The sequence below is a fragment of the Roseomonas sp. CAU 1739 genome (assembly GCF_039839775.1).
Lineage (GTDB): Bacteria > Pseudomonadota > Alphaproteobacteria > Acetobacterales > Acetobacteraceae > Neoroseomonas.
In genome coordinates, this window is sequence record NZ_JBDOQQ010000007.1 from 92,745 (window position 1) to 111,926 (window position 19,182).

Consider the following 19,182-nt stretch of genomic DNA (forward strand, 5'->3'; position numbering starts at 1 on the left):
CGCCGGATCAGGCTAGAACCCGGCACCCGGGCGCGTCCAACGGCGCGCGCGGGGCGGGCGCCGGGACTACCGCTGGATCAATTCGATCTTGTAGCCGTCCGGGTCCTCGACGAAGGCGATGATGGTGGTGCCGAACTTCACCGGCCCCGCCTCGCGCGTCACCTTGCCGCCACCGGTGCGCACGGCCTCGCAGGCGGCCGCAACATCCGGCACGCCCACCGCGAGATGGCCGAAGGCGTTGCCCTGCTCGTATTTCTCGACGCCGTAGTTGTAGGTCAGCTCGATCTCGCCCTGGCCTTCGGCATTGCCTTCGCCGTAGCCAAGGAAGGCGAGCGTGTACTTGCCATCCGGCACGTCGCGCCGGCGCAGTTCCTTCATGCCGAGCAGTTTCGTGTAGAAGCCCACGGACCGGTCGAGGTCGCCGACCCGGATCATGGTGTGCAGGAAGCGGCCCTGGCTCATGCTGTCGTTCCTTCCTTGAAGTCCGCGGGGTCAAAGGCGAGCAGGAACATCCCTGCCGCCGTTGCCCGCGCGATGGTGGCGTCGCGGTCCATGACGATGGTGCCGTTGGCCTCGAACGCCAAGCCGCGCAGCCCCGCGGCCACCGCGCCATCGACCGTGCGCGGGCCGATGGTGGGCAGGTCGGCCAGGCGCGACTGGCCGGGCTTCACGCATTTCACCAGCACCCCGCCCGGCCCTTCGCGGTGCAGCGGGCCGCAGCGGGCGAGCATGGCATCGGTGCCCTCGATGGCCTCGACCGCCAGCACCAGGCCCTGCTGCACGACGCAGCACTGCCCGACATCGGCGAGCCCGAGCGCCCGGCAGACCGCGATGCCGCGCTGGATGTCGGCGCGCGCCAAGTCATCCGGCGGCGCCCCGGCCAGCAACGCCGCAGGCGGCAACAGACCGGCGAGGACCTGCTGGGCACTGATCACCTCGAAGCCATCCTCGGCCAGCACGCCCATCACCGCGCGCAGGACCGAATCGTCGCCGGTGTAGGCGGCGCGGCCGATGCGCGCCAGCAGCTTCATCCCGGCCGCATCCGGCCGCAGCGACAGGACGGAGGGGCGCGAGACGCTGCCGGCCAGCACCAGTTGCCGGACGCCATGGCCCTTCAGCCAGGCCAGCAATTGCGCCGCCAGGCCCCAGCGGAAGCTCTGCGAGGGATAGGCGGTGAAGGCGGAGGCATCGCCTTGGCCTTCCAGCACAGCCACGACGACCGGACGGCCCGAGGTGGCGACCGCCTCGGCGACGCGGAGCGGCAGGCCGCCGCCGCCGGCGATGATGCCGAGCGGACCCTTGGGCGGGTTCACGCCGCCTCCCCGTTCTCCTCATCGCCGCCGCCGAGTTCCGGCGCGGCCATGCGTCCCGGCCGCACCAGCTGGCGCCGGCGCGCCGGGTCGCGGATGAAGGCGATGACCTCGGCGACCAGGGGTTCGCCGCCGAAGCGCTGTTCGACCTCGGCCAGGCGGCTGGCGAATTCGCCCGCTTCCTTGAACAGCAGGTTGTAGGCCTGGCGCAGGGTGCGCAGCTGGTCGCGCGCGGCGCCGCGGCGCAGCAGTCCGATGCGGTTGGATCCGACGAGGCGCGCCGGCAGGCCGAAGACGAAGCCGAAGGGGGGGATGTCGTTGGTCACGCCGGCCAGGCCGGACACCATTGCCAGCCGCCCGATTCGCACGGTCTGGTGCACCGCCGCGCCGCCGCCGATGAACGCGCCGGTGGCGACATGCACATGGCCGCCCAGCATCACGTTGTTGGCGAGGATCACGCCGTCGCCGACATCGCAATCATGCGCGACATGGGCCGTTGCCATCAGCATGCAGTTGGCGCCGACGCGGGTGACGCCGCCGCCGCCGACGCTGGCGCGATGAACGGTGGCACCCTCGCGGATCAGCGTGCCGGCGCCGATCTCGCAGCGTGTCGGCTCGTTCTTGTACTTCAGGTCCTGTGGCGCCATGCCGATAGTCGCGAAGGGGAATACCCGCACGCCGGCGCCAAGGCGCGTATGCCCGTCCACCACGACATGGGACAGCAGCTCGACGCCGGCCTCGAGCACGACGTCGGGACCGACGACGCACCCGGGGCCGATGCGGCAATCCTGCCCGATGACGGCGCCGGGGGCGACCGCCGCGGTGGGGTGGATCTCGGTCATGCGGTCAGCGGTCCAGTATCATGGCGGCGTAGGTCGCTTCGGCCACCACCTTGCCGTCGACCTTCGCCTCGGCCGAGAACTTCCAAATATTGCCGCGCTGGCGCTGCTTGACGACCTCGACGCGCATCTGGTCGCCGGGCACCACCGGCTTGCGGAACTTCGCGTTCTCGATGGTCATGAAATACACCAGCTTGCCCTGCCAGTCCGGCCCGAGGGTGGTGACCACCAGCACGGCCGCTGTCTGCGCCATGCATTCGATGATCAGCACGCCGGGCATCACCGGCATGGAGGGGAAATGGCCCTGGAAGAAATTCTCGTTGATGGTGACGTTCTTGATGCCGGTGCAGGATTCACCCAGCACCATGTCCACGACGCGGTCCACCAGCAGCATGGGATAGCGGTGGGGGATGGCGTTCATGATCTGACCGATGTCGAAGGCCTCGATCACGCGCGGCGTCGCGGCCGGCTTTTCGTTCTCGCTGGTCATGGCGTTCCGCCCGATGTCCCATCCCTTTTGGTTGCCGCCAATTGCCGAAGCCGGGCGAAGGCGCGCAGCGTCTCGCGCGCCGGCCAGGCCGGGCTGCCGACCACGTCGGTCGCGGCAGGCACGTCGTTCATCACGCCGGCCTGCGCGCCGATCCGCGCCTGGGCGCCGACCTTGATGTGGCCGGCCAGACCCGCCTGCGCCGCCACCACGACATAGTCGCCGAGTTCCACCGACCCGGCGATGCCGACCTGGGCGACGATCACGCAACCGCGACCCGTCTTCACGTTGTGTCCGATCTGCACCAGGTTGTCGAGGCGCGTGCCGGGCCCGAGCACGGTGTCGCCCCCCGCCCCGCGATCGACGCAGGAATTGGTGCCGATCTCGACCCCGTCGCCGAGGATGACGCGCCCGATCTGCGGCACCGTCACATGCTCGCCAGTCTTGGTGGTGACGAAGCCGTAGCCTTCGTTGCCGACGCGCGCACCCTGGTGGAGCACCACGCCGGCCCCGGCGATGCAGAATTCCATCGACGCATGGGCGCGCATCACCGAGCCCGGCCCGATCACGCAGCCTGCACCCACCATCGCATGCGGGCCGATGATGCAGTCCGCGCCGATCTCGGCCGCGGCACCGATGACGGCGTAGGGACCGATCTCGGTGCCCGCGCCGATCCGCGCATCCGCGGCGATGACGGCGGTCGGATGGATGCCGGCCAGCGGGACCGGACGCGGATGGAACAGGGCGGCGACCCGCGCATAGGCGAGTTGCGGGGCCTCGGTCACCAGCGCGATGCAGCCCGCCGGCACGTCCTTGACCGCCGCGGCGGCCACAAGGACAGCGCCGGCGCGCGTTTCCCGCAGCGCCGCGAGCATCCGCCGGCCTTCCAGGAAGGCGACTTCGTCAGGCCCGGCTTCGGTCAGGGGCGCGACGTCCGCGAACAGCCGTTCGCCGGCGCCGTCGAGCGGCACGTCCGCCGCCGCGGCAATCGCCGACAAGGCGAACGGCCCGCGCGCGGGGAAGAAGCGCGGATCCGCGCCCATGCCGCTCAGGGCCGCCGCTGGCCCTGGGCCGGCGATGCCGCACCAGGGCGGGGCGGCGTGGCCGGACGCTGCGCGGCCGCCGCACCCGGGGGGGGGGGGGGGGCCGGACGGGGCGCGGCCGGCGCGGCCGGGGCCTCGGCGCCTTCGGCCGGCAGGGTCACGTTCGGGATCATCCGGTTGAGCTGCGCGGCCACTTCCTCGGTCAGGTCGAAGGGAGGCTCGTTGAAGATCACCAGCGGACGCGGCAGCACGACGTTCACGCCGCGCGAGGACGCCACCTGGCGGATGACGATGCCGAGCGCCTGCTCGATCTCGCGCAGCGCCGTCTGGGCCAGTTGCTCGATGTCGCGGGCACGTTCGCGCAGCACGCGCTGGCTGTCGGTGATGCGGTCCTGCAGGTCGCGTTCGCGGGTGCGCAGCTGTTCCGGCGTCAGGGTGGTGCGGTCATTGGCCAGGCGCTGCTGCTCGTCGCGCCAGCGCTGCTGCTCGCGCTGCAGGTCCTCGTTCAGCCGGCCGCGGCGCTGCTCGATCGCCTCGCGCACCTGGGTGAAGGCGGTCGAGACACGCTGGATCTCGGGCACATCGACGATGCCGATGACCGCGGTGGGCGGCGGCTGGCCGGGCGCGAGCGGGGGCGCCGGGGTGGCCGGGCGCTGGGCCGGCGCCTGGGCCGGGCGCTGGCCCTGCTGGGCCGGGCGCGGCGGCTGCTGGCCGGGTTGTCCACCCTGCGGCTGGCCCGGCACGAACCACTGGTTCTGCTGGGCCGCGGCCGGAACTGCGAGGAGCATTGCCGCGAGAACGGCCGGAAGCTTACGTGACATGTCGGATGATATCCCGGTTCAGAAACGGGTGCCGAAGCCGAGGCGGAAGACCTGCGTCTGGTCGTAGGACTTCTTCACCACGGCCTGGGCGAGGTCGATGTTGATGAGGCCGATCGGGCTGCGCCAGGACAGGCCGACACCCATGCCGACGCGCGGCGAGGCATCGTCGCGCAGGCAGTTCGGCACGCTGGTCGGGCAGCCGGAATCGTTGACGTTGGTCGGCAGGCCGTAATTGCCGCCGACATCGACGAAGACACGCCCGACGAAGCCGAGTTCGGACGGCAGCGGCAGCGGGAAGCGGAATTCCGCCGAGGAGGTCCAGAGCACCTGCCCGCCCAGCGCATCGTTCGACGACACGTCGCGCGGGCCGGCGCCACCCAGCGCGAAGCCGCGCAGGTTCTCGCCGCCGAGGAAGAAGCGGTCGACGATGCGGGTCTCACCGCCATTGTAGGGCAGCATCCAGCCGCCGCCGGCGGCCAGGACCAGGACGTAGTCCGGATCGCCGAGCATCTGCTCGAAGGGAATGTAGTATTGCCCGTCGCCACGCAGGCGGACGTAGTAGACGTCGCCGCCGATGCCGGCGAGGTCGGCACCGCCGCGCACCACAAAGCCCTCACGCGGTTCGATGCGGCTGTTGCGGCGATCATAGGTGACGGTGGTCGAGACCTGGCTCAGCAGGGTCGAACCCTCCTGCTCCTGGATGAATCGGGACGTGTTCGGGCTGACGTCGTACAGGTCGCGATTGACCAGCGAGTAGGACCAGGTCTGGCGCAGGCGCTCGTTGATCTCGTAGCCCAGGCGCATGACGAAGCCGGCGCGGCGTTCATTGTAGCCCGAGGTGGACTGCAGGTTGCGCTGCACGAGGAAGACATCCGCGCCGGCCGCGAGGTTGCGCTCGAGGAATTGCGGGTCGGTCACCGACAGGTCCACCTGGCTGCGCTTCTGCGCCAGGGTCACGTTGGCGCGCGCATCGACGCCGGTGCCAAGCAAGTTGCGCTCGCGCAGGCCCACATCGGCGAGGAAGCCGGCATCGGTCGAGTAGCCGCCGCCCAGGGTGAACTCGCCGGTGGCGCGTTCGGTGACCTGGGTGTTCAGGATGACGCGATCCGAGGCCGAGCCCGGCGTCGAATTCACCTGCACATCCGAGAAGAAGCCGAGCGCCCGAATGCGCTCGCGCGAGCGGCGCACCTGCTGGGTCACCAGCGGATCGCCCTCGGCGAGGCGGAATTCGCGACGGATGACGCGGTCCTGGGTGCGGGTGTTGCCGCTGATCTCGATGCGCTCGACGAAGGCGCGCGGGCCTTCGGTGATCTCGAAGGTCAGGTCCACCTTGCGTTCGTCGCGATGACGGACGACGCGCGGCTCGACATTGGCGAAGGGAAAGCCGCGCGTGGCCAGCAGGTCGGTCAGCAGCGTGTCGGCACGGTCCACCGCATCGCCATCATACCACTCGCCGGGAGAAATCGGGATCTCCCGCTGCACCGAGGCGGGGTCGAGGCCGCGCAGGGTGCTGGTCACCGTCAGCTCGCCGATGCGGTAGCGCGGGCCTTCGTCAATCGTATAGGTCAGGAAGAAGCCGCTGCGATCCGGGGCGAGCTCGGCCGTCGCACCGGTGATCTGCACATCGGCATAGCCCTGGCGCAGGTAGAAGCGGCGCAGCAATTCGCGGTCGAAGGCCAGGCGGTCCGGGTCGTAGCTGTCGGAGCTGGACAGGATCCGGTACCAGGCCTGTTCGCGCGTCGCGATGATCTCCTTCAACCGGCTGTCGGAATAATCCGCGTTGCCGACGAAGTTGATGCGCGCGACGAGCGCGATCTCGCCCTCATTGATCTCGAAGATGACGTCGACGCGGTTCTGGTCGAGTTCAATGATCTTGGGTTCGACCGTCGCGCCGAAGCGCCCGCGCCGCGCATAGATCTCGAGGATGCGCTGGCGCTCCGTCTGCGCAGCCGCCGGCGTAAAGACGCCGCGGGGGCGCAATTGCACTTCGGTGCGCAATATATCGCTCGTGATGCGGCGATTTCCCTCGAAGCCGACGCGGTTGATGATCGGGTTCTCGACCACCTGCACGATAACGCGGCTGCCTTCGGCGCGGATCGTGACGTCGCGGAACAGGCCGGTCGCGAACAGCGCGCGCAGGCTGCGGTCCATCGAATCCGGATCGGCCGTGCCGCCCGGCTGGACCAGCAGGTAGGACCGGATGGTATCCGCCTCGATGCGCTGGTTGCCCTGCACCTCGATCGCGGTCACGCGTCCGGGTGCCTGCGCCGAGGAGGGAAGCGCCACGATCAACGCGGCGAGGACGAAGAGGAGGGTGCGCAGCCTGTTCAACGAATCGGCACCTGATCTTGGGGGCGGTCGGAGGGGGCGGACACTACCCGAGGTGCCCGTCCGCCGTCACCCCTTGGTGCCTGATGACGGCAGGAACAAGGCGAGCCCCTGGGGGACGGCGGCCGGGACCCTACCCCCCCGGCGCCGAAGGGGCCAGGGCCGAGGCGCCGACCGGTCCTGCGCCGCCGTCGAGCCTGCCGACCTTCGGCACGAGGCCCGCGTCGGCCCGCAAGCGCGACACTGGCACCCCTTCCTCAAGCGCAATCCAACCCGCCCGGGGCCAGGCCCCAGGCGATGCCTCGGGCCGCGAGCGCAAAGCGCGACCGCGCCCAGACCCCACGCCGCCGCCTTCCCGCCGGTGCAGGGCGCGAAGGCAAGCCGGCCCGCACCCGCCGTCCGAGGGATCAACAAGAATTCAACCGACCCCAGCGGCGGCCGCCCGGGTTGGATCACCCGATCAGGGAGGTCACCCAGCGCACCACGCCAAGCTGCGTCAGGTCGTTCCAGGTGGCCAGGATCATCAACGTCGCCAGCAACGCGAAGCCGCCGCGGAAGGCATATTCCTGCGCCCGCGCCGTCAACGGCCGGCCGCGAACCGCCTCCGCCGCGTAGAACAGCAGGTGGCCGCCATCGAGGATCGGGATCGGGAACAGGTTGATCAGCGCCAGGTTGATCGACAGCAGCGCGATGAAGGTGACGAGGGACAGCATCCCCATCTCCGCCACCTCGCCCGACATCTGCGCGATTCGCAGCGGGCCGCCGATCTCGTCCGCGCCGCGCTGGCCGGAGATCATCTGCCACACGCCCGACAGCGTCTGGCCCGAGACGACGACCATGTGCCAGGTGCCGTCCACCAGCGCAGTGAAGGGATCCAGCCGCTCCCGCTCGATCGCTCCGCCGGTCACGCCCAGCATGCCGCGCCCGTCCTCGGCGCGCGCGGCTGGGGTGGCGACGACCTTCATTTCGCTCTCGCCGCGGCGGACCAGCACCTCGACCGGCTGGCCGGCGCGCGGCTGGATGTGACGCTGCAACTGCTCGAAGCGGGTCACCCGTTCGCCGTCCAGCGACAGGATGCGGTCCCCCGGCATCAGGCCGGCGCGTTCCGCCGCTGAACCGGCGACGACGGTCTGGATCGCGGTCGTGCCCACCGGGCGCCCGACGGTGGCGAAGATGCCGGCGAACAGCACCGCGGCGAGCAGGAAGTTGAAGATCGGGCCCGCGGCGACGACGATGGCGCGGTCGCCCACGCTTTTCTCATGGAAGGCTTCGCCGGGGCGGTAGGTGGCGGGGTCCGGATCGGTCTCCCCCGCATGCTCCATCCCATGCATTTTGACATAGCCGCCGAGCGGGATCCAGCCGACCCGCCATTCGCAGCCGCGCTTGTCGGTCCGCGTCCAGACCGCCCGGCCGAAGCCGATGGAAAAGCGCTCGACATGCACGCCGCGCCAGCGCGCCGCCAGGTAGTGCCCCATCTCATGCACGAAGATCAGCACGCCGAGCACCACGGCGAAGGAAATGATGGTGCGGAAGGGCTCAGGCAGGAATTCCATCGGGTCCGTATCCGTTGCGCGGGGCCGTCAGGCCGCCGCCCGTTCCGCGGCGATCCTCGCCGCCTCCATGCGCGCCGCCCCGTCCAGTGCCAGGATGGCGGCCAGGTCGGCCACCACCGGCGCACCAAAACGGGACAGCGTCTCCTCCACCACCGCGGCGATGTCCAGGAAACCGAGGCGGTGGTCCAGGAACAGCCCGACCGCTGCCTCGTTCGCAGCGTTCAATATGGTGGTTGCGCCGCCGCCGGCCCGCAAGGCCTCCCGCGCCAGGCGCAGCGCGGGGAAGCGCACGGGATCCGGGGCGAAGAAGTCGAGCCGCCCCAGTGCCACCAGGTCCAGCCGCGGCACCGCGGCCGTCATCCGCGCCGGCCAGGCCAGCGCATGGGCGATCGGCGTGCGCATGTCAGGCGAGCCGAGCTGGGCGACCAGGGACCCGTCGGCGTACTGCACCAGCCCGTGCACGGTCGATTGCGGGTGGACCAGAACCTCGACCCGCGCCTCGGGCACCGGGAACAGCCGCACGGCCTCGATCAGTTCCAGGCCCTTGTTCATCATGGTGGCGGAATCGATCGAGATCTTCGCCCCCATCGACCAGATCGGGTGGCGCACCGCGGCTTCGGGCGTTACGGACGCCATCTCGGCGAGCGACATGGTCCGGCAGGGGCCGCCCGAGGCGGTCAGCACGATCTTCTCGACCGTCGCATAGGGATCGGCGCCGCCACCGCGGGCTTCGAGCGCCTGGAAGATAGCGTTGTGCTCGGAATCGACCGGCAGCAGGGTGGCGCCGGCCACGCGTGCCGTGGCGAGCACTATCTCCCCGGCGCAGACCAGGCTTTCCTTGTTGGCAAGCGCAAGAACCCCGCCGCGCGACAGGGCGGCGAGCGTGGCCGGCAGCCCGACCGCACCGACGATCGCCGCCATGGTCCAGTCGGCCGGGCGCGCGGCGGCGGCGACCACGGCATCGGCGCCGGCGGCGACCTCGATGCCCGACCCGGACAGCGCATCGCGCAGCGCGGTGAAGCAGGTGGGATCGGCGACGACGGCGAGCCGCGCGCCGAGCCGCCGCGCCTGGGCGGCGAGGCCGGCGGCGTCGCGGTTGGCGACCAGGGCCTCGACGCGGAAGGCGCCGGTTGGGGCGTCTTCCAGCAGCGCTACCGTGCTGCGGCCAACCGAGCCGGTACTGCCGAGGATGGTGACGCTGCGGGTCACGCGGGCACCGCGCCACCAGAGCAGCGTCGGGTAACCGCAACCCGCGGCGGCCCCGCATACTGCACATCAAGCCGCCCGCGGCCTGTCCGTTTCACCACCACAGCGGCTGGCCCCGCCCCAGCGCCAGCGCCAGCAGCGCCGCCAGCGGTGCCGCCGCCAGCACGCCGTCGAGCCGGTCCAGCAGGCCGCCATGGCCGGGGATCAGCGCGGAGGTGTCCTTCACCTCGAAGCGCCGCTTGATCCAGGATTCCAGCAGGTCGCCGGCCTGCGCCATGACGCCCAGCATCGCCGCGACCGCCGCCGCGCGCACCGCGCCGCCGGGAGCCAGCAGCATCGCCGTCGCCGCGCCCACCAGCATCGCCGCGGCCAGCCCACCCACCGCACCGGACCAGGTCTTGTTGGGCGACACGGAGGGAGCGATCTTCGGCCCGCCGAACATCCGGCCCGCCATGTAGGCCCCGATGTCGGACGCCCAGACCACCAGGAACAGGAACAGCACATTCGCCTGCCCGGCGGCGTTGTCGTGGCGCAGTTCGATCAGCGCGATGCCGGCCAGCCCGATATAGAGCACGCCCGCCGCCAGCCAGCCCGCCGGCTGGCCGCGCCCATCCACGTCGCGGCCGCGATCGGCGGTCCACCACGCCACCACCCACAGCATGAGCAACAGCACAAGCGCCGCGCGCGGCTGTTCGGCCACGGCCAGCGTGCCCGCCGCGAAGACCGCGACCGGCACGGCCAGGCCGGGCAGTGCCCGCGTCCGGTATCCGCACAGATGCACCCATTCCCACGACAGCAGCGCCGCGGCGATGGCGATGAGCATCGTCCAGGGCTCGGCACCCAGCCAGATGCAGGCGAGCGCGCTCGGTCCCAGCACCAGGGCGGAGAGGAAGCGCTTGCGAAGATCCCTCCAGCGCTTGGGCTCCGCCGCCACGGCCGCGGCGCCGCTCAGGGCCGTGCCCCGTAGCGGCGTTCGCGCCGGATATAGGCGGCCACCGCCTCGGCCAGATGGTCGGCGCCGTAGTCGGGCCAGAGCACCTCCTGAAAGACGAATTCGGCATAGGCGGCCTGCCAGAGCAGGAAATTCGACAGCCGCTGCTCGCCCGAGGTGCGGATGATCAGGTCGGGGTCGGGGATGCCGGCGGTCTGGAGAAAACCGCCAAAGGTCGCTTCGTCCAGCGCCTCGGGCGCGAGACGGCCTTCCGCCACGGCGCGGGCGGCCGCGCGCGCGGCGGCCAGGATCTCGTCCCGCGCGCCATAGGACAGCGCGACGTTGAGGTTGAGCCGCGTGCCGGCCGCGGTGGCCTGCTCGGCGGCACGGATGGAGCGGATCATCTCCGGACCGAAGCGTTCATAGTCGCCGATCACGCGCAGCCTGATGCCTTCCTTGACCAGGCTCGCCACTTCCGACCGCAGGTACAGCCGCAGCAGCCCGGTCAGGGCGGACACTTCCTCGAGCGGCCGGCGCCAGTTCTCGGAGGAGAAGGCGAACAGCGTCAGCCAGCCGATGCCCTGCTCGGCCGCCGCCTCGATGGTGCGGCGCACGGCTTCGGCGCCGGCCTTGTGGCCGAGTGCGGCCGGCAGCCCGCGGGCCTGCGCCCAGCGACGGTTGCCGTCCATGATGATGGCGACATGGGCGGGCGGTTCAGCCGGGCCGGCGGTCGCGCGGACCGGTCCGGTGACGGCGCTCATGCCCCCCCTTCCCCACGGCGACGGGCCTCGACCAGGCTCAACCGCACTTCGCCCTCCGACCCCTGCTTCCCCGACGGCGATCAGACCGTGCGGATATCCTTGTCCTTCTCGACCAGCGCCGCATCGACCTGTTTCACATACTGGTCGGTCAGTTTCTGGATCTCGGTCTCGGCCTGCTTGACCTCGTCCTCGCTGGCCTCGTGCTTCTTGGTCCAGCCCTTGGCCTGCTCCATGCCGTCGCGACGCACGCCGCGGATGGCGACGCGGGTGCTCTCGGCGTAGCGGGCGGCGGCCTTGGCGAGTTCATTGCGGCGCTCGGTGGTCAGCGGCGGCAGCGGCACGCGGATGACCTGGCCCTCGGCCTGCGGGTTGAGGCCGAGATTGGCCTCGCGGATCGCGGATTCGACGGCCTTGGTCAGCCCCTTGTCCCACACCTGGACGGACAGCAGCCCCGGCCCCGCGATCGACACGTTCGCCACCTGGTTCAGCGGCGTGACCGAGCCATAGGCCTCGACGCGGACGGGTTCCAGCAGCGCGGGGCTGGCGCGCCCGGTGCGCAGGCCCTGGAATTCCTTCTTCAGCGTTTCCATCGCGCCATCCATGCGGCGCGTCAGGTCCTGCTTCAGGGCGTTGAAGTCGGCAGCCATGGGCCCGTCTCCCTCAGTTCGGATTCTCGTGGACGGTGGTGAAGCGGCCCTCGCCCTGCATCACCGCGGTGAAGGCGCCGGGCTCGTGGATGTTGAAGACGATGATCGGCAGGTGGTTCTCGCGCGCCAGGCTGATCGCCGCCGCGTCCATTACCGCGAGATCGCGCGCCAGCATATCGAGGTAGGTGAGCGAGACGTAGCGCTCGGCCTTGGGGTTCTTGCGCGGGTCGGCGGAATAGACGCCATCGACCTGGGTGCCCTTGAGCAGCGCGTCGCAGCCCATCTCGGCCGCGCGGAGCGCGGCGGCGGTGTCGGTGGTGAAGAAGGGATTGCCGGTACCCGCGGCGAAGATCACCACCCGGCCCTTTTCCATGTGGCGCACGGCACGGCGGCGGATGAAGGGCTCGCAGACCGACTGCATCGGGATGGCGGACTGCACGCGGGTCGGCACGCCCGCCTTCTCGAGCGCCGCCTGCATGGCGAGCGCGTTCATCACCGTGGCCAGCATGCCGATCGAATCGGCCTGGGCGCGATCCATGCCGGACGCAGCGCCGGCAACGCCGCGGAAGATGTTGCCGCCGCCGATCACCAGGCAGACCTCGACGCCGAGGGCGACGACGCCACGAACATCCTCGGCGATGCGGCGGCACACGGCGGTGTCGAGGCCGTAATCGCGCGTGCCCATCAGGGCCTCGCCGGAAACCTTGAGCAGCACGCGCTTGTAGTTCGGCGAAGCCATGGAGAGGCACTATCCTGGGGTATCGAAGGGTGGGCGGAGGCTAGTCAGGCCTTGTGGCGCCGGCAAGGCAGCCCGGCCGGCGGCCCTGCCGGGCGGGACCGTCTTCGCCGCCGGCGCACCGGCTTTGCCATAGGCGCCCTGCCGCGACAATAGGCGGCGGGCCCAGCGGCCGGTCCCCCGGGCGCTGCCCGGGCGGTCGCGGCCGCGGGCATCACAGCCAGCCAGCGCGCTTGAACCGCCAGTACAGCACCCCGCAAATCGTGAAGATGGTGGCCAGCACGACCGGGTAGCCCCAGGACTGCTTCAGCTCGGGCATGTCCTCGAAATTCATGCCGTAGATGCCGGCCACCGCGGTCGGCACGGCCAGGATGGCGGCCCAGCCGGCGAAGCGGCGCATGTCCTCGTTCTGCCGCAGCGAGGCGAACAGCGCATTTGCCTCCAGCGCCGAGGTCAGCAATTCGCGCAGGCTGTCCACCGCCTCGACCACGCGCAGCACGTGATCCTGCACGTCCCGGAAATAGGGCTGGACGCGTTCCTCGATCAGCGGCGTGTCGAAGCGCATCATCCGCGCGCAGACCTCGCCGAGCGGATGGATCGCGCGTCGGATGGTCATCAGTTCATGGCGCAGTTCGTAGATGCGCTCGATGTCGGCAAGGGTGGTGCGCTGCTTGAAGACGCGGTCCTCGAGCTCGTCGATTTCGGTCTCCAGCACGTGCAGCACCGGGAAGTAGTTGTCGACGATGAAGTCCATCACCGAATAGACGACGAAGATCTCCCCGAGCGCCAGCATGCGCGGGGTCCGCTCGCAACGCCCGCGCACCTCGGCATAGGAGGTCGAGGAGCCGTGGCGCACCGTCACGACATGGCCGCGACCGGCGAAGATGTGCGTCTCGCCGAAGCGGACATGCCCGTCCAGCAGCTGGGCCGTGCGCAGCACCAGGAACAGGGAATCGCCATAGGCTTCGAGCTTGGGACGCTGATGCGCGTTGTGCGCATCCTCGATCGCCAGATCATGCAGCCCGAATCGGCGCTGCACCTTGGCGAGCACGCCCTCGTCGGGTTCGAACAGGCCGATCCAGACGAAGCGTCCGGGCTCGGGTGGCACGGCCTCGCACGCAATGTCGAGCCGTTCGATTTCGACATCCTCGACGCGGCGGCCGGATTGATAGACCGCGCTGCCGACCACCGAGCCCATGGCGGCCTCCGCTTCCCTGTGACGGTCAGGCTACCATCGCGGAGCGGGCCGGTGTCACCTCCACAAACGCGAAGCGGGCAGGCGATGACCGCCTGCCCGCTCCCGCAATACAGGCCCGTGGGGCCGGGGCTGGTTAGCCCTGGCCGGCGGCCGCCGCGACCTCGGCCGCGAAGTCGGAGGTCTGCTTGTCGATGCCCTCGCCGAGCTGGAAGCGGGCGAAACCGGACAGCGTCATGCCGGCCTTCTTCACCACTTCCTTCACGCGGGTCTCGCCGTCATGCACCCATACCTGCTCGAGCAGCACGACTTCCTCGTAGTACTTGCGGATGCGGCCATCGACCATCTTCTGGATCACGGCATCCGGCTTGCCCGAAGCCTTGGCCTGCTCGGTCAGCACCGCCTTCTCGCGCTCGAGCGCCGAGGGCTCCACGAAGGAGACATCGAGCGCCTCGGGGCGCGCCGCGGCGACATGCATGCCGATCTGGCGGCCGAGCGTCTCCATGACCGCTGCCTCGGAAGCGCCTTCGAGCGCCACCAGCACGCCGATCTTGCCCATGCCGGGCTTCACCGCCGAGTGGACATAGGTGGCGACGGTGCCGTCGGACACATGCAGGCGCTTGGCGCGGCGGATCGACATGTTCTCGCCGATCGTGGCGATCAGGTGCGTCAGCTGCTCGGCCACCGTGCGGTGGGTCGTGCCGCCCTCGACCAGGTCCATCGAACCCGGATAGCGGGCGTTCTTCAGCGCCTCGATGTCGTCGCCGACGGTCAGCGCCAGCTCGGCCACCGCGGCGCAGAACGCCTGGAAGTGCTCGTTGCGGGCGACGAAGTCCGTCTCGGCGTTGATCTCGACCATCGCCGCGGTGCGCGGGGCGGAGGCAACCGCCACCAGCCCTTCCGCGGCGACGCGGCCGGACTTCTTGGCTGCGGCCGAAAGGCCCTTCTTGCGCAGCCAGTCGATCGCGGCCTCCATGTCGCCGCCCGCCTCAACGAGCGCCTTCTTGCAGTCCATCATGCCCGCGCCGGTCTTCTCGCGCAGGTCGCGCACCAGTGCCGCAGTGATCTCGGCCATCGGAATGCTCCGTGGTTGCCAGGTGGAAAAGGAGGAACCGGGGCCTCGCGGGCCCCGGCAGGTCAGGTTCAGGCCTAGGGCTGAGCCTCGGCGGGCGCTTCCACCGGGGCTTCCGGCAGGGCTTCCGGCAGTTCCTCGGGGGCGAGTTCCTCGGCACCGCCGATATCGACGCCCGAGGCCTGCATCTCGGCCGAGATGCCGTCCAGCACGGCCGAGGCGATGCTGTCGCAATACAGGGTGATGGCGCGGATCGCGTCGTCATTGCCCGGGATCGGGAAGGTCACGCCTTCCGGGTCGGCGTTGGAATCGACCACGGCGATGACGGGGATGCCGAGCTTGTTGGCCTCCTCGATCGCCAGCTTTTCCTTCACGGTGTCGATCACGAAGATGATGTCGGGCAGGCCGCCCATCTCCTTGATGCCGCCAAGCGCGCGCTCAAGCTTCTCCTTGTCGCGCGTCAGCATCAGGACTTCCTTCTTCGTCAGGCCACTGGTGTCGTTGCCCAGACGATCGTCCATCTGCTTCAGGCGCTTGATCGAGCCCGTGATGGTCTTCCAGTTGGTCAGCATGCCGCCGAGCCAGCGATGGTTGACGTAGTATTGGCCGCAGCGCGTCGCGGATTCGGCGACGTAGTCGGCGGCCGCCTTCTTGGTTCCGACGAACAGCACGCGCCCGCCGGCGGCGACGGTGTCGCGCACGGCCTTCAGCGCACGCTCCATCATCGGCACGGTCTGCTGCAGGTCCAGGATGTGGACCTGGTTGCGCACGCCGAAGATGTAGGGCGCCATCCGCGGGTTCCAGCGCCGCGTATGGTGGCCAAAGTGAACGCCTGCCTCGAGCAGGGCACGCAGGGTGACTTCACGCATCGCCATGGGGCGAGCCTCCTTCCTCATGTAGTCCGGTTGAGCCTCCGCGGTGCATGCCCCGTTGCCGGGGACCGGACCCTGCCAGATGTGGGAAGGGCGCGCCGCGTGCGGATTTGCCGGGCGGGGCGAACCCCGACCGGCGGCGGGGTATGGAACAAAGCCTTCGCCAGGGCAAGTCCGCGCGACATGGCGCCGCTTCACCGCTGGGTTGCATGCCTCGTCGTCGGCTCGCGTCCGGCTTGCTTCGATGCGTCGCCGCCTCATACGATTTGCCGGACTTTGGACAGGACACGAAGGACGGTCATGCACAACAATGCCTCGCGCCGCGAGATGGCCCGCATGGCCGCCCTTGCCACGGCGGCCGGGCTCGCGGGTGGCATCGCGCCCGCCGCCGCACAGGCCCCTTCACCCACCGCCGCGGCGGAATCGCCCGAGGCCATGGCGGCGCGCATCTCGGCGCAGTTGTTCGCCGGCGATGGCATGACCCGCCCCGCGCCGGAACAGCCGACGGCCTCCGACCTCGCGCGCGGTCTCGACCGCACGCTCGTGCTCGGCGGCGGCGGCGAATACTACGTCGCCTGGTATTGTGGCTTCTTCCACGGCCTGATGGAGGCCGGCTTCGATCCGGCCATGCCCGAGATGGTCGTCGGCACCTCGGCCGGGGCCTATATGGGGTCGAGCCTGACCTCGGGGCATTTCGCGCGGATGCGCGCCGAGTTTGATTTCTTTGGGTATTTTCCCCGGTTGTTTGCCGCAATGGCACCGGTCAGCGACCCCAATGCCAGCCAGCGACGGGCACAGGAGATCAACTTCTCCGTCATGAACGGCGACCCGGCCTCCATCCGCGCCATCGGCCATGCGGCACTGGCCGCGGACAACCGGGTCAATGGCAGCGCCGTGGAACGGCTGGCGTGGTTGATGACCGGGGACAGCCGTACCGGTTGGCCTCCCGCGCGCATGTTCACCACAGCGAATGACTGTTACACGGGGGAGCGGATCGTCGTCGGGCAGGAGGTGGCGCGGCGCAATGGCATACCGCTCGCCCATGCGACCGGGGCATCCTCCTCCCTGCCGGGGGTCATCGGGCCGACGCTGCTCGGCCAGCGTTACTGCATGGATGGCGGCATTTCCCGGACATGGGCCCATACGGACCTTGTCGCGGGGTCGAAGCGGGCGCTCGTCGTCACCCTGACAAATGGGTACGAGGGCAGCCTGCTCAGCGGCATACCGCACAACATCCATGATGAGATGCGCGCGCTGGAGGCCACGGGCACACGCGGCATGCTGGTCATCGCCGGCACGCCGCCGGGGGTGAACCTGCTCGATCCCCGCCAGATCGCCCCGGCCCTGCGCGCCGGCTATGATCGCGCGAAGGTCGAATGGCCGAAGATCGCCGCATTCTGGGCGTGACGCTCGCGGTGGTCGCCGCGGCCCGCTGATACAGGGACGCCCGCCACGCCACGGCATGACGCAGGCTTCACGCCTGGCGTCGCGACAGGCGGGCATCATGCCTTCGCAGCAACTGGAACCGGTCCGCATGGACAGCACGACCCGCCACATCATCGCGTTGTCCCGCCGCGGGCTGCTGCGTGGGGCAGCGGGGCTGGCCGCGCTTGCCGCGCTGGCGCCCGCGGCGCGGCCGGCCCAGGCGCAACAGGCCTTCCGCTCCTACCCCTTCGCCCTCGGCGTCGCGAGCGGCGACCCGGCGCCCGATGGCTTCGTGATCTGGACCCGCCTGGCGCCGGAGCCCCTCACCCCCGATGGCGGCATGGTCCGCGCGCCACTGCCGGTGAACTGGGAGGTCGCCGAGGACCGGACCTTCGCCCGCGTCGCGGCGAGCGGCACGGCGATCGCGCGGCCCGAACTCGCCCATGCCGTGCATGTCGAGGTCGGCGGCCTCGCCCCTGGCCGGCCGTTCTTCTATCGCTTCCGCGTCGGCGGCGAGGTCAGCCGCGTGGGTCGCGCCCGCACCGCCCCCGCGGCGGGCGCGACGCCCGCGCGGCTGCGCTTCGCGACCGCCGGCTGCCAGCACTATGAGCACGGCTTCTTCACCGCCTGGGCGCATATCGCCGAGGAGGCCGATCTCGACTTCGTCTTTCACTACGGCGACTACATATACGAATATCGCGGCCGGGCGCCGGGCCAGCCGGGCTGGGGGTCGCGGGTGCGCCAGCATATCGGCGAGGAGACGATCAGCCTCGCCGACTACCGCCTGCGCTACGCGCAATATCGCAGCGACCTCGACCTGCAGGCGGCGCATGCGGCGCATCCCTTCCTGCCGAGCTACGACGACCATGAGGTGGAGAACAACTGGGCCGGCATCCACAGCGAGAAGGATGGCCGCGGCAGATACCCGATCGCCGTGCCGCCGGAGGTCTTCGCGCTGCGCAAGGCCGCCGCCTTCCAGGCTTGGTACGAGCACATGCCGGTACGACGCACGGCCATTCCGCGCGGGCCGGACATCACGGCGTATCGGCGGCTGGATTTCGGCACGCTGGCGCGGGTGAACGTGCTCGACACGCGCCAGTTCCGCGACGACCAGCCCTGCGGCGATCGCAACGGGCCGCCATGTGCCGAGGTGTCGCGGCCCGATGCGCAGATGCTGGGCCCGACGCAGGAAGCCTGGCTGCTGGCGGGGGTGACGGACAGCCCGGCGCGATGGAACATCCTCGCCCAGCAGGTGCCGATGATGCGGCGGCTGCTGCGCGGGGGCGGCATCGCGATGGACAAGTGGGATGCCTACCCGGCGGCGCGGCAGCGACTGCTGGACGGCATGGTGGCGCGGCGCACGCCGAACCCGATCGTGCTGTCGGGCGATGTGCATGTGGCTCTGGCCTCGACCATCCGGCAGCGGCCGGAGGATGCGGACAGCGCGCCCGTGGCGGTGGAATTCACCGCAACCTCAGCGACCAGCGAGGGCGATGGCGCGGAGATGACGCCGGCCGGCGAGGAGACGCTGCGCCGCAATCCGGACATGGCGCTGTATCACGCGCGGCGCGGGTATTGCGTGACCGAGGCGACCGCGGCGCGAATGACGACGGACTACGTCGCCCTGCCCTTCGTGACGCGGGAAGGCGCACCACGGCAGACCGTGGCGACGCTGGCGGTCGAGGCCGGGCGGGCCGCGATCCAGCGCGGCTGACGGCGGTCAGCCCTGCGGCTTGGCGGTGTCGGCGAGGCCGGCGACCTCACCGGCATAGACCGGCGATTCATCCGTGCCGTCCGGGTCGCGGCAGAACACCCACATGCCGTCGCCGGGATTGTCGGTGACGATCACGGTGCGGCCGTCGCGCAACGTCAGCGCGGTGCCGGGCGCGACCTCGACCAGGTTCAGCGTTCCACTCATGCGCGCGATGGTGTGATGGCGCGCGGTGCAACGTCAAT

General features: G+C 70.3%; 19 protein-coding genes. 2 read left to right on the forward strand and 17 right to left on the reverse strand.

The window, feature by feature from the left end; genetic code table 11:
- Positions 1-66 precede the first annotated feature (66 nt).
- The 16 genes from gloA to rpsB all read right to left on the reverse strand — a co-directional run bounded on the left by gloA (position 67) and on the right by rpsB (position 15,804).
- Positions 67-462 (reverse strand): lactoylglutathione lyase, encoded by a 396-nt coding sequence (gene gloA, locus AAFN86_RS13395; RefSeq protein ID WP_347543843.1) that lies wholly within the window; start codon positions 460-462, stop codon positions 67-69.
- Complete coding sequence (locus AAFN86_RS13400; protein WP_347543844.1) at positions 459-1,313, reverse strand: UDP-2,3-diacylglucosamine diphosphatase LpxI domain-containing protein; 855 nt, start codon at positions 1,311-1,313, stop codon at positions 459-461. The genes gloA and AAFN86_RS13400 overlap by 4 nt, the downstream gene beginning before the upstream one ends.
- On the reverse strand, positions 1,310-2,152 hold the full coding sequence (lpxA, locus tag AAFN86_RS13405) for an acyl-ACP--UDP-N-acetylglucosamine O-acyltransferase (RefSeq protein WP_347543845.1): 843 nt from the start codon (positions 2,150-2,152) through the stop codon (positions 1,310-1,312). Before lpxA ends, AAFN86_RS13400 begins: the two co-directional genes overlap by 4 nt.
- Positions 2,153-2,156: 4 nt before the next feature.
- A complete protein-coding gene (fabZ, locus tag AAFN86_RS13410) occupies positions 2,157-2,639 on the reverse strand; it encodes a 3-hydroxyacyl-ACP dehydratase FabZ (RefSeq protein WP_347543846.1) in 483 nt (160 codons plus the stop codon).
- A complete protein-coding gene (gene lpxD, locus AAFN86_RS13415) occupies positions 2,636-3,679 on the reverse strand; it encodes a UDP-3-O-(3-hydroxymyristoyl)glucosamine N-acyltransferase (RefSeq protein WP_347543847.1) in 1,044 nt (347 codons plus the stop codon). Before lpxD ends, fabZ begins: the two co-directional genes overlap by 4 nt.
- Positions 3,680-3,684: 5 nt before the next feature.
- Positions 3,685-4,500: an OmpH family outer membrane protein gene (locus tag AAFN86_RS13420; RefSeq protein ID WP_347543848.1), complete on the reverse strand. Its 816-nt coding sequence runs from the start codon at positions 4,498-4,500 to the stop codon at positions 3,685-3,687.
- An 18-nt stretch (positions 4,501-4,518) separates the two neighbouring features.
- Positions 4,519-6,831, reverse strand: coding sequence for an outer membrane protein assembly factor BamA (gene bamA, locus AAFN86_RS13425; RefSeq protein ID WP_347543849.1), 2,313 nt, complete (start codon positions 6,829-6,831; stop codon positions 4,519-4,521).
- Between the two features lie 449 nt (positions 6,832-7,280).
- Entirely contained in the window at positions 7,281-8,381 is a 1,101-nt protein-coding gene (rseP, locus tag AAFN86_RS13430; protein WP_347543850.1) for an RIP metalloprotease RseP, read from the reverse strand.
- 27 nt (positions 8,382-8,408) lie between these two features.
- On the reverse strand, positions 8,409-9,590 hold the full coding sequence (gene dxr / locus AAFN86_RS13435; protein WP_347543851.1) for a 1-deoxy-D-xylulose-5-phosphate reductoisomerase: 1,182 nt from the start codon (positions 9,588-9,590) through the stop codon (positions 8,409-8,411).
- 91 nt (positions 9,591-9,681) lie between these two features.
- Positions 9,682-10,521, reverse strand: a complete 840-nt coding sequence (locus tag AAFN86_RS13440; RefSeq protein WP_347543852.1) for a phosphatidate cytidylyltransferase — start codon at positions 10,519-10,521, stop codon at positions 9,682-9,684.
- 14 nt (positions 10,522-10,535) lie between these two features.
- Complete coding sequence (uppS, locus tag AAFN86_RS13445) at positions 10,536-11,279, reverse strand: polyprenyl diphosphate synthase (RefSeq protein WP_347543853.1); 744 nt, start codon at positions 11,277-11,279, stop codon at positions 10,536-10,538.
- Between the two features lie 80 nt (positions 11,280-11,359).
- Entirely contained in the window at positions 11,360-11,926 is a 567-nt protein-coding gene (gene frr / locus AAFN86_RS13450) for a ribosome recycling factor (RefSeq protein WP_347543854.1), read from the reverse strand.
- A 13-nt stretch (positions 11,927-11,939) separates the two neighbouring features.
- Positions 11,940-12,665 carry a UMP kinase gene (gene pyrH / locus AAFN86_RS13455; protein WP_347543855.1) on the reverse strand — a complete coding sequence of 242 codons (726 nt, stop codon included), beginning with the start codon at positions 12,663-12,665 and terminating at the stop codon, positions 11,940-11,942.
- A gap of 211 nt (positions 12,666-12,876) precedes the next feature.
- On the reverse strand, positions 12,877-13,860 hold the full coding sequence (corA, locus tag AAFN86_RS13460; protein WP_347543856.1) for a magnesium/cobalt transporter CorA: 984 nt from the start codon (positions 13,858-13,860) through the stop codon (positions 12,877-12,879).
- 133 nt (positions 13,861-13,993) lie between these two features.
- Entirely contained in the window at positions 13,994-14,932 is a 939-nt protein-coding gene (gene tsf / locus AAFN86_RS13465; RefSeq protein ID WP_347543857.1) for a translation elongation factor Ts, read from the reverse strand.
- A 74-nt stretch (positions 14,933-15,006) separates the two neighbouring features.
- Positions 15,007-15,804 (reverse strand): 30S ribosomal protein S2, encoded by a 798-nt coding sequence (gene rpsB, locus AAFN86_RS13470; RefSeq protein WP_347543858.1) that lies wholly within the window; start codon positions 15,802-15,804, stop codon positions 15,007-15,009.
- Between the two features lie 297 nt (positions 15,805-16,101).
- Between rpsB and AAFN86_RS13475 the strand changes: the two genes are divergently transcribed.
- Together AAFN86_RS13475 and AAFN86_RS13480 are read left to right on the forward strand one after the other, a co-directional pair.
- A complete protein-coding gene (locus AAFN86_RS13475) occupies positions 16,102-17,208 on the forward strand; it encodes a patatin-like phospholipase family protein (protein ID WP_347543859.1) in 1,107 nt (368 codons plus the stop codon).
- A 127-nt stretch (positions 17,209-17,335) separates the two neighbouring features.
- Positions 17,336-18,940 carry an alkaline phosphatase D family protein gene (locus AAFN86_RS13480; RefSeq protein WP_347543860.1) on the forward strand — a complete coding sequence of 535 codons (1,605 nt, stop codon included), beginning with the start codon at positions 17,336-17,338 and terminating at the stop codon, positions 18,938-18,940.
- Between the two features lie 6 nt (positions 18,941-18,946).
- Here AAFN86_RS13480 and AAFN86_RS13485 read toward each other — a convergent pair whose 3' ends face one another.
- A complete protein-coding gene (locus AAFN86_RS13485) occupies positions 18,947-19,144 on the reverse strand; it encodes a hypothetical protein (protein WP_347543861.1) in 198 nt (65 codons plus the stop codon).
- Positions 19,145-19,182: the final 38 nt, after the last annotated feature.

Bases quoted from the DNA above. Each gene is read 5' to 3' on its own strand.
- gloA (WP_347543843.1), bottom strand. From the start codon at position 462: ATGAGCCAGGGCCGCTTCCTGCACACCATGATCCGGGTCGGCGACCTC.
- lpxA (WP_347543845.1), bottom strand. From the start codon at position 2,152: ATGACCGAGATCCACCCCACCGCGGCGGTCGCCCCCGGCGCCGTCATC.
- fabZ (WP_347543846.1), bottom strand. From the start codon at position 2,639: ATGACCAGCGAGAACGAAAAGCCGGCCGCGACGCCGCGCGTGATCGAG.
- lpxD (WP_347543847.1), bottom strand. From the start codon at position 3,679: ATGGGCGCGGATCCGCGCTTCTTCCCCGCGCGCGGGCCGTTCGCCTTG.
- AAFN86_RS13420 (WP_347543848.1), bottom strand. From the start codon at position 4,500: ATGTCACGTAAGCTTCCGGCCGTTCTCGCGGCAATGCTCCTCGCAGTT.
- rseP (WP_347543850.1), bottom strand. From the start codon at position 8,381: ATGGAATTCCTGCCTGAGCCCTTCCGCACCATCATTTCCTTCGCCGTG.
- uppS (WP_347543853.1), bottom strand. From the start codon at position 11,279: ATGAGCGCCGTCACCGGACCGGTCCGCGCGACCGCCGGCCCGGCTGAA.
- frr (WP_347543854.1), bottom strand. From the start codon at position 11,926: ATGGCTGCCGACTTCAACGCCCTGAAGCAGGACCTGACGCGCCGCATG.
- pyrH (WP_347543855.1), bottom strand. From the start codon at position 12,665: ATGGCTTCGCCGAACTACAAGCGCGTGCTGCTCAAGGTTTCCGGCGAG.
- corA (WP_347543856.1), bottom strand. From the start codon at position 13,860: ATGGGCTCGGTGGTCGGCAGCGCGGTCTATCAATCCGGCCGCCGCGTC.
- tsf (WP_347543857.1), bottom strand. From the start codon at position 14,932: ATGGCCGAGATCACTGCGGCACTGGTGCGCGACCTGCGCGAGAAGACC.
- rpsB (WP_347543858.1), bottom strand. From the start codon at position 15,804: ATGGCGATGCGTGAAGTCACCCTGCGTGCCCTGCTCGAGGCAGGCGTT.
- AAFN86_RS13475 (WP_347543859.1), top strand. From the start codon at position 16,102: ATGCACAACAATGCCTCGCGCCGCGAGATGGCCCGCATGGCCGCCCTT.
- AAFN86_RS13480 (WP_347543860.1), top strand. From the start codon at position 17,336: ATGGACAGCACGACCCGCCACATCATCGCGTTGTCCCGCCGCGGGCTG.
- AAFN86_RS13485 (WP_347543861.1), bottom strand. From the start codon at position 19,144: ATGAGTGGAACGCTGAACCTGGTCGAGGTCGCGCCCGGCACCGCGCTG.